The sequence below is a fragment of the Acinetobacter sp. SWAC5 genome (assembly GCF_003419885.1).
Lineage (GTDB): Bacteria > Pseudomonadota > Gammaproteobacteria > Pseudomonadales > Moraxellaceae > Acinetobacter > Acinetobacter cumulans.
Genome location: NZ_QUWR01000008.1, coordinates 121,369 through 134,990, shown reverse-complemented (window position 1 = coordinate 134,990; position 13,622 = coordinate 121,369). Strand labels below are relative to the sequence as shown.

General features: G+C 42.2%; 10 protein-coding genes and 1 riboswitch. Of the genes, 7 read left to right on the top strand and 3 right to left on the bottom strand.

Annotated elements, in window-relative coordinates; translation table 11 throughout:
* Positions 1 to 43 precede the first annotated feature (43 nt).
* The 3 genes from trpB to DYI81_RS07865 form a co-directional block, all read right to left on the bottom strand.
* Positions 44 to 1,270, bottom strand: a complete 1,227-nt coding sequence (gene trpB / locus DYI81_RS07875) for a tryptophan synthase subunit beta (RefSeq protein ID WP_117007224.1) — start codon at positions 1,268 to 1,270, stop codon at positions 44 to 46.
* Positions 1,254 to 1,895: a phosphoribosylanthranilate isomerase gene (locus DYI81_RS07870; RefSeq protein WP_117007223.1), complete on the bottom strand. Its 642-nt coding sequence runs from the start codon at positions 1,893 to 1,895 to the stop codon at positions 1,254 to 1,256. The genes trpB and DYI81_RS07870 overlap by 17 nt, the downstream gene beginning before the upstream one ends.
* Before the next feature lie 165 nt (positions 1,896 to 2,060).
* The gene (locus DYI81_RS07865; protein ID WP_117007222.1) at positions 2,061 to 3,881 is read right to left on the bottom strand and encodes a TonB-dependent receptor; all 1,821 of its coding nucleotides are present in this window, start codon (positions 3,879 to 3,881) and stop codon (positions 2,061 to 2,063) included.
* 128 nt (positions 3,882 to 4,009) lie between these two features.
* Positions 4,010 to 4,166: riboswitch (cobalamin riboswitch) on the bottom strand.
* A gap of 235 nt (positions 4,167 to 4,401) precedes the next feature.
* Between DYI81_RS07865 and DYI81_RS07860 the strand changes: the two genes are divergently transcribed.
* The 7 genes from DYI81_RS07860 to DYI81_RS07830 all read left to right on the top strand — a co-directional run bounded on the left by DYI81_RS07860 (position 4,402) and on the right by DYI81_RS07830 (position 13,523).
* Entirely contained in the window at positions 4,402 to 6,249 is a 1,848-nt protein-coding gene (locus DYI81_RS07860) for a TonB-dependent receptor (RefSeq protein ID WP_117007221.1), read from the top strand.
* Positions 6,250 to 6,294: 45 nt separating this feature from the next.
* Positions 6,295 to 6,873 (top strand): cob(I)yrinic acid a,c-diamide adenosyltransferase, encoded by a 579-nt coding sequence (locus tag DYI81_RS07855; RefSeq protein WP_117007220.1) that lies wholly within the window; start codon positions 6,295 to 6,297, stop codon positions 6,871 to 6,873.
* Positions 6,874 to 7,240: 367 nt separating this feature from the next.
* A complete protein-coding gene (locus tag DYI81_RS07850) occupies positions 7,241 to 7,960 on the top strand; it encodes a glycerophosphodiester phosphodiesterase (protein WP_117007219.1) in 720 nt (239 codons plus the stop codon).
* 342 nt (positions 7,961 to 8,302) lie between these two features.
* Complete coding sequence (locus tag DYI81_RS07845; RefSeq protein ID WP_106986263.1) at positions 8,303 to 9,469, top strand: acyl-CoA desaturase; 1,167 nt, start codon at positions 8,303 to 8,305, stop codon at positions 9,467 to 9,469.
* A gap of 137 nt (positions 9,470 to 9,606) precedes the next feature.
* The gene (locus DYI81_RS07840; protein ID WP_117007218.1) at positions 9,607 to 11,052 is read left to right on the top strand and encodes a protein adenylyltransferase SelO family protein; all 1,446 of its coding nucleotides are present in this window, start codon (positions 9,607 to 9,609) and stop codon (positions 11,050 to 11,052) included.
* Positions 11,053 to 11,139: 87 nt separating this feature from the next.
* Positions 11,140 to 11,508: an MmcQ/YjbR family DNA-binding protein gene (locus DYI81_RS07835; RefSeq protein WP_117007217.1), complete on the top strand. Its 369-nt coding sequence runs from the start codon at positions 11,140 to 11,142 to the stop codon at positions 11,506 to 11,508.
* 95 nt (positions 11,509 to 11,603) lie between these two features.
* Positions 11,604 to 13,523: an acyltransferase family protein gene (locus DYI81_RS07830; RefSeq protein WP_117007216.1), complete on the top strand. Its 1,920-nt coding sequence runs from the start codon at positions 11,604 to 11,606 to the stop codon at positions 13,521 to 13,523.
* The last annotated feature ends 99 nt before the right edge of the window (positions 13,524 to 13,622 follow it).

Genomic DNA, 13,622 nt, shown 5'->3' with positions numbered 1-13,622 from the left:
GAGGGCTTTTCCCCTCTTTATTAAAGAGGGGGTGGGGGAGATTTTACATCTCAACCATTTCCACGCCATCAATGCGGGCAACTGTCATTAAGTCTTTATCGCCACGGCCTGATACAGTCGCAATGATAATTTGGTCTTTATCCATCGTCGGTGCAAGTTTCGTGACATAAGCCATCGCATGTGAACTTTCTAACGCAGGGATAATACCTTCAATATGTGTTAAGTCGCGGAAGCCTTGTAGCGCTTCAGTGTCATTGATTGGCACATAGTTCACACGGTGCATATCTTTCAAGAAACTGTGTTCTGGGCCTACACCTGGGTAGTCCAAACCTGCAGAAATTGAATGTGTTTCAATGATTTGACCTTGATCATCTGACATCAGATAAGTACGGTTACCGTGAAGTACACCAACATGACCTGCATTGAGTGGTGCAGAGTGCTTGCCTGTTTCAATGCCATAGCCTGCAGCTTCGACACCGTACATTTTCACGTCTTCATCATTTAAGAATGGATAGAACAAGCCCATCGCATTTGAGCCGCCGCCCACACATGCAACTAAAGCATCTGGTAAACGGCCTGCTTGTTCCTGAATTTGTTTACGCGCTTCACGACCAATGATTGATTGGAAATCACGAACCAATTGTGGATATGGGTGTGGACCTGCAACTGTACCAATCACGTAATAAGTTGAATCAACATTGGTGACCCAATCACGCATCGCTTCGTTCATGGCATCTTTCAATGTTTTTGAACCGCTTTCCACAGGTACAACCGTTGCGCCAAGTAAACGCATACGGTATACGTTCATGGCTTGACGTTTAACATCTTCTGCGCCCATGAACACCACGCATTCAAGGCCTAAACGCGCTGCAATCGTTGCAGTTGCTACACCGTGCTGACCTGCGCCTGTTTCGGCAATAATACGTTTTTTACCTGAAAGCTTAGCCAGTAAAGCCTGACCAATGGTGTTATTCACTTTATGTGAACCTGTATGGTTCAGGTCTTCACGTTTTAAGTAAATTTGCGCACCACCCAACTCTTTCGACCATCGCTCAGCATAATACAAAGGACTTGGACGACCGACGTAATACGCCAAGTCACGGTCGAATTCTGCCAAAAACTGTGCATCATCTTTCATGCGGAAATAGAGTTTTTCTAAGTCCTCAAGTGCTGCCATAAGAGTTTCTGACACAAAACGCCCGCCATGAATACCAAAATGCCCTTGTGCGTCTGGGAATTGGGTATAGTCGATTTTATTTTGCTGATCCACGAAGGACTCCTTGCATAAAGCGTTCTATGAGTTGTTGGTCTTTAATACCTTTACTTGATTCTACACCACCGCTCACATCTACGGCATAAGCGCCTGTGGTTTGAATCGCATCTTCAATATTGTCAGGCTTTAAACCGCCCGCCAAAATTAAAGGAATATCGAGTTTTGGGAACTGTGCCCAGTCAAAGCTATGCCCTGTACCGCCTTTCAGCTCAGGATGCCATGCATCCAATAGTACGGCGCTTGCCCCTGCCTGCTGAAAAGCTTGGATTTCTGCAATCACATCCAGTTCAGGTTTCATCTGAATGGCTTTATACCAGCGGCGCCCAACAGTTTGTGCAATCGTTTTGCACTGTTCAGGACTTTCATCGCCATGAAATTGCAGTATGTCTACAGGTGAAATTTTTAAAATATCCTGTATCTCTGCAGCCGATGCATTCACAAATAAACCCACGGTCTGCACATACGGCGGCACATGCTGAATCAGCTCAGCAGCTTGCGCTGCCGTTACACTGCGCGGGCTTGGCGCAAAGAATACAAATCCTATCGCATCTGCGCCAGCTTGGACGACAGATTGAATATCTTGAATACGTGTAATTCCGCAGATTTTGGCACGGGTTCGCATGTTGTTTTGGCTCTGACTCCGCCCTATTCATAGCCTATCTATGAATATGAAGGCGAATCATTGTAATGCAATTTTCATGAATTGCGTGGATTTTCAGCATGCATTCATGGCAAAAAAAAGCCCTGACGGATCAAGGCTTTTTAAATTTATATTTCAAACTCAAACTTATTTCATTGCATAACGCAGAGTTACCCAAGCCGTACGGCCTTCTTGACGGTAGTAATAGTCATCAAATGAGTCATACACGGTGTAATATTCTTTATCAAACATATTCGCAAGTTTGGCTTGTACAGAAAATTCAGGTGTCGCTTGATAAGTTAAACGCACATCTGCTGTCGCAAAACTGCCAAAGCTTGTTGTATTGGCAGCGTCTTTATAACGCTGGTCTTCTGCGTGTACAGAGCCACCTAGCGTCCATTTATCCATCGTATAATCCGCAGACACATTCAACAACTGGCCTGCACGGCCTGCAATTTGGTTGCCCTTTGTTGCGCCCGAGTTATATTCAGGCTCTTGATAGGTATAGTTTAAGTTCCACGTGAAGTTGTCCAGTGACTGCCCGAACTCAGCTTCTACCCCTTTAATTTTTGCTTTTGCAATATTGGTTCCGCCTGAAATCATATTATCAATTTCATTATGGAAGGCAGAAACAGACCAGTTCAACCATTGCGACCCTTTGAATCCAATTTCAATGTTTTCAGACTCTTCAGGGACTAGGTTTGGATTTGACCAGCCCGGATAATATAAGTCATTGAATGTCGGCGAGCGGAAAGCAGTACCGTATGAAACATAAGTGCTGTAGTTGTCATTAAATGAATAACCAACAGCAGCATTGCCTGTAGTGTGATCACCAAACTGTTCATTATCATCTAGGCGAATGGCAGCTTGCAGGTTCACTCGACCAAAATCTCCAAGATATTGTGCATAGTAACCGACATTATCACGCTCTTTTTCATCGTAATTGGTGGTGCTATCTACTTGATCATTTAAGTAATCCACACCCACCAATAGTGTGTTATTTGCATTGAAAGATAATGTGTTTAACCAGCTGATGCTGTCTTTTGTGGTATCAAATACACCAGTCGATTTATCCGCACTAAAGGTTTCGTATTTATCTTCTGAACGGCCAAATTTCAGCTGTGTTTTCCAAAGATCCACTGGTGAATAGGTAAAGCCTACGCCATACACATTTTGCTCAACCTTGTTATAAGGATTTACATTGTATGGACTGTCGTAATTTGTTTCACCATTTACATAGAGAACATTAAAGTCAGCTGCAAATTGATCATTAAACTGATGACCCGCTTTAATTGAAGCAGAATAGTTTTCATAACCATCTTTATCTGTTTCAGTCGGCAAAGTTGTGACATCCATGCCTTGTGTTTTTAAGCCCGCCAAACTCAGTGTCGCCCAAGAATTATCTTGACGAATATTCACACCGACATTGGCATCATAGGTTTCATGTGAACCATACTTAAGCGAAGCAAATGGTTTTACGCCATTTTGCGTACCTTTACGGGTAAAGATTTGAATCACACCGCCCACTGCTTCTGAACCATATAAGCTTGAACGCGGGCCTTTCACTACTTCGACACGTTCAATTTGGTCAATCGGCAAATGCTCAAATGAAGTTTGACCTGATGTTGCCGAGCCAAGCTTTTGACCATCCACCAACACCAATACCGCCGTAGAGCCAGTACCACGAATGGAAATACTGGTTGGCTGGCCTAGGCCGCCAGAGTTGGTATAGGTCACACCTGGTACGGTACGTAGCAATTCTTGCAAAGACGTAAATTGCTTACGTTCAATTTCTTCACGGTTAATGACGGTAACTGCCGCCAAAGTTTTTTGTGAGTCTTGCTCTACAATATTGGCAACCGTGTTGGTAATGACTGGAAGCTGATGAACTTGGTCGGCTGCCATCGCAGCAGAAAGTGGAGATAAAACAAAAAGCGACCCGAGTAGAGTCTTAGAGAAAGAATGCATGCTGTATTCCCCGATCGCACCGCCCGTGCGAATTAAAAGTTGGATAACGCGAGGCGGTTTTGGGGTAAGACAAGGCTTGCCATTTTTCAGACAGAAGCATGCAATCCCGCTATAACGCCCGCCGCATTATGAATAGGTCTGCATCAGGCCGGTCTCCGGACTTACGTTATGAATAACGATTCACCGTTGCGGGGGCAGTGTCAGATAACAACAGCTCTATACTGCTGGACTGACTTCCCAGTTTCACTTCTTAATTAAGGAAGCACCTGAAGCATGGGCAGATTAGTTTCTGCCCCACAGCAAGTCAAGCTGTATATGCAGCTATCTTAAAATGCCCGATAGATTTGATTGTTCGATAAATCGGAGTTCTCTATACTTAAGCCATTCACAACAGTTGGCATGGGAAGTTTTGTAACACTGCCCCCGCAACGGTGCGCAAGCCATGCCTTGCCAGTCCGATACCTGCCCACTGTGTTCTATCACTCAATCATTTACGTGGGGTAAATGCATGGAGCTTTGTATGCCTTTTCCTTTTCAGCCGACTGCGCTTGCAGCTGGCATATCTGCCCTTTGTCTTTTTAACTCCCCAATGTCTGTTGCAGCAGATTCCATTGCACAACCTCAATTAGATACCATTGTCGTCACAGCAACACGTTCTGCAGAAAAATTAGAAAATGTGCCTGCGCGTATATCTATTATTGAACCTGCAACCATAGCGCAATCCCCTATTTCCCAAATGAGTGATTTACTGCGTAACGATGCATCTATCAATATGGTGCAAAACGGCGGTTTAGGACAAGTTGCTTCGATTTTTGTGCGTGGCACAGAATCCGACCATACCTTAGTACTGCGCGATGGCGTGCGTTTGAACTCGGCAACATCAGGCATGGCGCCATTACAGTTTTTAGATACTACCGATATTCAGCAAATTGAAGTGTTAAAAGGCCCTGCCTCTGTGTTGTATGGCTCAGATGCGATTGGCGGTGTGGTACAAATTATTTCCAAGACACCAACGGAAAATACAGTCTTTGCCAGTACGGAAGTAGGTGAACACAAAACCTATAAAAGTATTATTGGCGCAGATGCCGCAAAAAATGGCTATTACGCACAGATTCGAGGGCAACGCTTAGAATCAGATGCCACCAAAGTTTTTGACCTAGATGAACTGAGCAAAGCAAGCTATGACCAAAAAGGCTGGAGTGCAAAAGTCGGATCAAAACAAGAAAATCATGCATTTTCATTGGACTATAGTCATAACGATGGTCGTAGCTTTTATGTCAGTTGTAGCAATGAAGATAAAGACTATAACTGCTTGAACTACAGCAATGTCGCGCAAGATTTTAACAATGAAATGATCAACCTACGTGGTGAAGTGCGTCTATTACCTGCTTTAGAACTGCACGCCCGCCTTTCTCAATTTAAAGATGAGCTAGATCAGGTCACAACCACCGACTTCACCCACAATAAAACCCAAGAAGCGGAAATCTATTCAAAACTTGAGCTGACGCCAAAGCAAACGCTTTTAAGCGGGATCACACACCGCAAAATCAGCGGTGATATTGTGTCTTATGGCACGGCCTATCAAGATGATAACCGCAGCACAGGTTATTACTTACAGCATCAATATCATCAAGATGGTCTTAATACACAGCTCGGAATTCGCCTAGAAGACGATGCAAAATATGGTAGCCATACCATTGGTCAAGCTGCAATTCGTCTGCAAGCACTGCCTTTAACCAGCGTGTATGCCAATATTGGAACTGCATTTAAGTCACCAACCTTAGACGAACGCTATAACAGCTGGTCAGGTAATCCAAACTTAAAGCCCGAAGAAAGCATTTCTTATGAAATTGGCGTCGATCAAAAACTGAATCATGGGCTAAGTACAGGCCTATCCTTGTACCACACCAAAGTCGATCATTTGATTGTGAACGGCCCAAATTACACCTTAGAAAACCTTAATACAGCGGTGTATAAAGGTGTGGAAACCTATCTGCAATGGCAAAATGGCGGATGGTCAAGCAAACTCAGCTATCATTATGTGAAAGCGCAAGATGATGAGAAAAAACAAGATTTACAGCGTCGACCACGTCAGAACTTAAGCTTGACTACAGGTTGGAGCAATGACATGTATGGCATGAATGCAACCTTAAATGCTAAGTCAGATGCCGTGGATTATCAGGCACGCAATCCTGGATATGCCACCATTGATATGAGCGCTTTTTGGAATATCAATCCCAACCTCAAAGTCTTTACCAATTTACAAAATATTGGTGATGTCGAATACAAAACCTCATCGTATGGTTCAGGTTTGTATTATATGAATGGTGGGCGTTTAGCCTCTATCGGTGTCACTGTTAAATATTAATGCACATCACTTTATTCAACTTTTTATCAAAAATGGACAATTAAAATGGGCCACCGTTTAAGTAAAATTTATACCCGCACTGGCGACTCAGGCACGACAGGTTTAGGTGACGGATCACGTGTAGCAAAGGATGATTTACGCATTGAAGCCTTAGGCGATGTCGATGAACTCAATTCAAGTATTGGTATTCTGCGTTCGCATATTGCCCTCAGCAACATTGAAGACAAAGCGGCTTGGGATAAATCTCTTAGTCTAATTCAGCATTGGTTATTCGATTTGGGCGGTGAAGTCTGCATTCCAAACTTCAACTTGGTACAGCCTGTATCTATTGAGTTTTTGGAAAATGACATTGACCGAATGAATGAAGCATTGCCGATGCTAAAAGACTTTATTTTGCCATCTGGAACATTGGTGTGCAGCTTTGCTCATCAAGCACGTAGCGTTTGCCGACGTGCAGAACGCCGTTTAATGGCTGTACATAACCGTGACCAAAACATTCAAGCGCCGTCATTGCAGCTTTTGAACCGACTTTCAGACTGGTTATTTGTCGCATCACGTACATTACAACGTGCAGAAGGCGGTTCTGAAGTGCTTTGGCAAAAGAACATTAACGACACGATTTAAATTCAGATCATTCTAAACCGTTTGATCTGCTTTAAAAAATGCGTCTTATACAATGTCTAATTCGTGACAGGCGGCATGAATGCCGCCGTTGGGTAAAGGTTTCAGGGACGAACCTTTTACCCAACTCAAGATTTTTGTTACTTTTCATCTCTGAAAAGTAAGGCAACGCCTACACAAAGAAAATCAACCACTGCTGAACTTCAAGGCTGTGACCACACCTTAAAATCTCTTACTTGAAAATACGCCAAATACCTCATTAGCCCTGAAAAATTACGGGGGAAACTTCTACTGTTCGAATCTTGACGTGACCCACTTTTAGTTCTAATTTCTGTAGCGTTACAAACACCTAAATAACAGAAAAAAGATCATGCAAATCATCGGACACCGTGGCGCCCGTGGCGAAGCCCCAGAAAATACCCTTGCAGGCTTCCAATACATCCATGACCTCGGCATACGCGCTGTCGAATTTGATGTCCGCCAACTCAAAGACCGTGAGTTAGTCGTCATGCATGATGATAATTTCCTTCGCACCACAGGCATAGACCAACAGCTGTATGCATGTTCAAGCCTAGAACTCGAACCTTATAACCAAGCGCATATTTGGCTGGACTGGCCCAAACAAATCACTCCAACTTTAAAGCAAAGCCTGAACATCATGCAGGACTTTGAGCACTTAGAGGTTGAAGTCAAAGCAGTCGAGACAGCAGAACAGGCCAACGCCTTAATTAGCGAATTGCAAAAACAGCTGCAAGGCTTTGAGCACAATGCGGTGATCACCAGTTTCGACTTAAAAATTCATCAAGCTTTACAGCAGCAGAATTCAACCTTTAAACGCGGTTTGCTCATTGAAGAAGATATCGGCCTTTTAGCCATCGAACAGGCATTGCAATTGGGCTGCTGTCAAATCGGCTGGATGAATCAGCTGGCGAACGATGAAATCCTGCTGGCTACACAGCAAGCTGATTTAAAAATCAGTGTCTGGACAGTGAATGATGTCGAACGTGCCAAACATTTGCAAAAAATGGGCGTTAATGGGCTGATTACAGACTTTCCAAAACTAATGCTACAGCATTTAGATATCGCCTGAATCAACATAAATATACTGTTCTATGATGCAGTTAACAGCCTCAAAAGCATTAAAAAATCCGACTAAAACACTGTGGAAATAATGACCGAAGGTCCACTAATTTCGCTATGCGTTTTGCACATTTCAGGGCAATATAAAACCGCATCTAAGCCAGCAACAGCAACGGATTGGAAATAAATTAAATCGCGGTTTTATTCTGTTACTGTTTTGCACAATACAGTTGTGCAATAATGCTGTGAGCATGAGAAAGCTCATGCTAATATGCAGTTCTATTAATCCATAATCCATTTATGGTTTTTGTATTCTGATATACCTCCCAAGGTTCTAGGAGTTAAGCTGGCGATGACCGCTCCCCAACCCAAAGCACCAATCAACTGGATTGCCGTTTTCGCACTGTTGTTTTTGCCGCTTGTGGCAATTATTGCAATCCCGTTATATGCATACCACCATGATTTTAGCGCGGCAGCCTGGATCAGCATGTTTGTGCTGCTTGGCTTCAGTAGCTTGGGGATCACGGCGGGTTATCACCGCTTATGGGCGCACCGCGCTTATGAAGCGACTTTGCCAATGCAAATTGTCCTGATGATCATGGGCACATTTGCAGTACAAAACAGTATTTTGTTTTGGGCTTCTGGCCACCGTACCCATCACCGTCATGTTGATGATGTCGATCACGACCCGTACTCAATTAACCGCGGTTTTTGGTTCGCGCATATTGGCTGGATGCTTCGTGACTATAAGTCAGGCGGCGCCAACTATAAAAATGCACCGGATTTATTAAACAATAAATTGGTCATGTTCCAAGACAAATACTATGTGCCTTTAGTCATTGCAGTTCATGCCGGTATTTTATTGCCGATCGGCTGGGCTGTTGGCGACATGTGGGGCGTATTGCTGCTTGGCGGCCTAGTACGTTTGATTCTGAGCCATCATGTAACATTCTTTATTAACTCACTGTGCCACATGTGGGGTTCTCGTCCATATACAGACGAAAATACTGCACGTGACAACTTCATCCTTGCGATTGCAACTTGGGGTGAGGGTTACCATAACTACCACCACATTTTCCAATACGACTACCGTAACGGTGTGAAATGGTGGCAGTATGATCCTACAAAATGGTTAATTTGGACGTGTTCTAAATTAGGTCTTGCTAAAAATTTACGTCGTATTCCAAGCTTTAACATCAAGAAAGCTGAACTTGCGATGAAGTTTAAATATGCAGAACAAGATCTTGCAGTTTATGGCCTAAATGTAAATGATGACGTAGCTCAAGTAAAAAGCAAAATTGCACTTGAATATGAAGCATTTACCAATACGCTAAACGATTGGGCTAAGCTGAAAGAACAAGAAATTCAAGCGAAAAAGACTGCAGTCGCTGAAAAAATTCACCAAATGGATGACAAGCTAAAACTTGAATTCCAGCAAGTTGAACAGCGCCTTTCACAGCACCGTGAAACAGTTACAACGCTCATGCGCAACATTAAAAAGAAAGCAGTTTCAGAATAAACTGAAGCGCTGCAGATAAAGCCCCGTCATGGGGCTTTATTTTTTGCGCTGCATAATAAATACCGTAACATCTGGCTCTGCCATCACTGCCTTCACTTTGCTATAGTTTCAGCACAGCTACTTTTTCCAAGACAACTATGCAGTTTAACCCGCGCTATAACACGCTCCCTTCCCGCCTATATCACCATCAGCAGCCAAGCCCGCTCAAAGGCGCTAAGGCTGGCCATTTTAATGCAGCTTTGGCCGCACAGCTACAATGGTCAGAAGATGATATTCAGCACTGGGTTGAAATCTGCAGCGGTCAAAAAACTTTTGCCGAATTTGAACCTTTGGCGATGGTTTATGCGGGCCATCAATTTGGGCAATGGGCAGGACAATTAGGTGATGGTCGCGGTTTGCTGATTGCGCAAATTGTAGATAAAGATGGGCAAACCATTGACCTGCATTTAAAAGGCGCTGGTTCTACGCCTTACTCACGGATGGGTGACGGCCGTGCAGTACTGCGCTCAACCATTCGTGAATATTTGGCAGGACATGCGCTTAACAGCTTAGGCGTTGCATCAAGCAATGCAGTTGGTTTTACCAGCTCTGAGCAAGGCGTACAGCGTGAAAAATTAGAATTAGGCGCAATGGTGCTGCGTACCTCAGACTGTCATATTCGTTTGGGGCATTTTGAATGGATCAATCAATATCAGGGGGATTTACTGCCTGAATTCACGCAAAAATGTATTGAATGGCATTACCCTGAATGCTTAGAGGCAGAGCAGCCGATTTTGGCTTTTGCCACCCAAGTCATTCAACGTACCGCCGTAATGATTGCGAAATGGCAACTGGTCGGCTTTGCACATGGCGTAATGAATACCGATAACCTCAATATTACAGGTTCGACTCTGGACTTTGGCCCTTATGGTTTCTTAGAGCGCTTCCGTCCAAATTGGGTCAACAATCATTCGGACTACCAAGGCCGTTATACCTACCAGCAGCAGCCGAGTATTGGTCATTGGAATTTATGGCAATGGCTGAACAACTTAGTACCACTCTGCCCTGCGGACTATGACAAAAAACAGTGGAAGGAAGATCTAGCCAAGTGCTTAGAACATTTTGAACTGACCTTCTTGGAGCATTATAAAATGGGCTTAGCTCAGAAAATGGGTTTGCCAAGTTTCCACACAGACAGCTTTGATTGCGCAATGGCATTCTTGCGTATTTTGCAGACCGAACAGCTCGACTACACGCAAAGCTTTATCCGTCTGCAAGAAAAACAATATGAAACCATTAAAGATGACTGCCTTGACCGCCGTGCTTTTGAAGCTTTCCTGACGCAATATGAAAGTATTCGTGAACATCAGGACACCCATGCTTTAGATGCTGAAATGGCACAAGCTAACCCGCAATACATTTTGCGCAATCATATGGCGCAAAAGGCGATTGAGCTTGCTGAACGTAATGATTTTTCAGAAGTTGAGCGTTTGTTTAACTTGCTCAGCCAACCCTTTAGCAAACAGCCTGAACTTGAGCAAGCAGCAGATTTAGGGCCATTGCCAAGTGATGTACCTGAAGTTATGGTCAGCTGTTCTTCTTAAAATTTATCCACACATTCAAGCTTGAATCAGCTCAAAATTGTGGATAATTTAAACATTATCCACAATTACAATTAGAACCGACTGCTTATGCATTTACATCAAATGGCTGCCCATACCGCCCTAAAACTGCCAGAAGTGACAGTGACTCAGCCTTTCGGTGACGGCTGTGACGTGTATAAGGTCATGGACAAGGTTTTTATGCTCAGTTTTCATTTAGAAGGCAAAGCAGCGATCAACTTAAAGGTGCTGCCAGACAATGGCAGCATGCTGAGAGATATTTATCCCTTTATTTGTGCAGGCTGGCATATGAATAAGCAGCACTGGATTTCTGTATTTACAGATGAAGCGTTGGAAGATGAATTGCTGCAAGATTTGGTGCTGAATTCTTATGAATTGGTGGTCTCAAAGCTAAAAAAAGCTAAGCAACAGCGAATTGAGCTCTTACGTCTGCTATAGCATGATTTTTAATTTTAAAAAAATAGAAATTTCAATCGATCAATCTCTAATTAAAGTTAGAATCACCCCAAATTAAATGATTAGCTATTTTATTTATGCAATTCAGACACGATATCAATGGATTACGAGCCATAGCTGTATTGGCCGTTGTACTTTTTCACTTTAATCCACAATGGCTAACTGGTGGTTTTGCTGGTGTAGATGTCTTCTTTGTCATTTCTGGCTTTTTGATGACAGCCATTATTTTTAATGGCATTGAAAAAAACACATTTAACCTATTTAAATTTTATACCGCACGTGCAAACCGAATTATTCCTGTTTTAGCCACGATGACTATCTTTTTAGCCATATTTGGCTGGTTCTATTTAGCCCCGGTTGATTATAAAGATTTAGGGCGACAAATCGAAAAAAGCTCTTTCTTTATCTCCAATCTTCTTTTTTCAAAAGGTGGGGGCTATTTTGATACTGCTGAGCATACTAAATGGTTGTTACATACATGGTCTTTGTCTGTTGAGTGGCAATTTTATATATTTTTTCCACTTATCATTTTGATGCTTAAAAAATATTTAAACCTTCATAATTTAAAACGTGTAGTGCTTGGGCTGTTTTTAGTCAGCTTTATTTATTGTATATATGCAACCTATAAAGACAGCAAAACTGCCTATTTTTTACTGACTAGCCGTGCATGGGAAATGCTCATAGGTGGTTTAGCATTCCTCTATCCTTGGTCATTAAACACCAAAAAGTCACAGCTTATGACCCAATGCTTAGGGCTCGTGCTAATTCTAGCATCGTATATCTTTATCTCTAAAGATACGCTTTGGCCGGGTTATATGGCGCTAATTCCCGTCCTTGGTGCGTATTTAATTATTGTGAGTCAGTACCAACAGAATATTTTCATTAACAATCCTGTTTTTAGTCATATTGGTAAATGGTCTTACTCAATTTATGTTTGGCACTGGCCCTTGGTTGTATTGGGTTTCTACCTTGGTCTCGAAAATTGGTGGATATACGGAATACCGCTGTCAATTTTATGTGGTTTCTTAAGTTATCACGCTATTGAAAAGATTCATTTCCCACGCTATTCATCGTGGAAAGAAATTTATAAAGTAAAAGCAATTTATCTCGCTTTATTCCTTTTAGGCTTTGGACATTTTCTTAAATCAAATGATGGTGTAGATTCACGACTTCCAGAAGCAGCTAAAATAGCGAATGAAGAAATCAATAACACCAATCCTTATGATTGCGACCAACAAGAGTTACATGAATGTATCATAGGAAATCCAGCTAAAATTCAAGCTATTGTTGTTGGAGATAGCCATGCTGATGCATTGACCACTTCTGTAGCAACAAGTTTTAATTTGAAAGCAGAAGGTATCATTTCATTTGCAACTGCTGCTTGCCCATTTATTCCCAATATGCAATTTTACAAAGATAAAAGTCCTTGCCCAGAAATCAACCAACAACGTTTAAACTTAATTGCATCCAAAAAATATGAAAATATTCCAATGGTGTTCATTGCCAGATATCCAAGCTACTTAATTGGAGAAAATGACCCGGATCACATGGACGCGAGAGGCTCTAAACCTTCTGTTTATTTTGATGATAATCCAAATATCACTCAAAAGAATCGAATGATTTCATTTCAAAAAAATCTCACTGAAGTTTTATGTCAAACCTCTAAGACTAACCCTGTATATATCGTGCAACCGATTCCAGAAGTGGGTTTCAATTTACCGCAAAGAATTATTAAGAATGTATTCTACAAGCGCAATGAAAAAATATTTATTTCACACGATGCCTACTTAAAAAGATCAGGAGAAATTCGCAAAATTATTCAGGAAAGTGCAGCGCAATGTCAGGCCAAGGTCTTAGACCCTGCATTACTTTTATGTAAAGGAAATGAATGTATTTCTGAATATAAAGGACGCCCGATTTATCGTGATGGTAATCATTTAAGTGAATATGGGAATAAGCTTTTAGTTCCAATGTTTAAACAAGCCTTCAATCCATAAAATATAAAAGCAGACCTAAATGGCTTTAATTTTTTAAAGTCATTTAGGTAAATTTACAAACTAAAATTTAAAATCTATTTGCTTCTAAAGGCAATTTCT

Excerpts from the sequence above, each read along its gene's own strand:
- DYI81_RS07855 (WP_117007220.1), top strand. The coding sequence starts at position 6,295 with ATGGGCCACCGTTTAAGTAAAATTTATACCCGCACTGGCGACTCAGGC.
- DYI81_RS07835 (WP_117007217.1), top strand. The coding sequence starts at position 11,140 with ATGCATTTACATCAAATGGCTGCCCATACCGCCCTAAAACTGCCAGAA.
- DYI81_RS07860 (WP_117007221.1), top strand. The coding sequence starts at position 4,402 with ATGCCTTTTCCTTTTCAGCCGACTGCGCTTGCAGCTGGCATATCTGCC.
- DYI81_RS07850 (WP_117007219.1), top strand. The coding sequence starts at position 7,241 with ATGCAAATCATCGGACACCGTGGCGCCCGTGGCGAAGCCCCAGAAAAT.
- DYI81_RS07865 (WP_117007222.1), bottom strand. The coding sequence starts at position 3,881 with ATGCATTCTTTCTCTAAGACTCTACTCGGGTCGCTTTTTGTTTTATCT.
- DYI81_RS07840 (WP_117007218.1), top strand. The coding sequence starts at position 9,607 with ATGCAGTTTAACCCGCGCTATAACACGCTCCCTTCCCGCCTATATCAC.
- DYI81_RS07830 (WP_117007216.1), top strand. The coding sequence starts at position 11,604 with ATGCAATTCAGACACGATATCAATGGATTACGAGCCATAGCTGTATTG.
- DYI81_RS07870 (WP_117007223.1), bottom strand. The coding sequence starts at position 1,895 with ATGCGAACCCGTGCCAAAATCTGCGGAATTACACGTATTCAAGATATT.
- DYI81_RS07845 (WP_106986263.1), top strand. The coding sequence starts at position 8,303 with ATGACCGCTCCCCAACCCAAAGCACCAATCAACTGGATTGCCGTTTTC.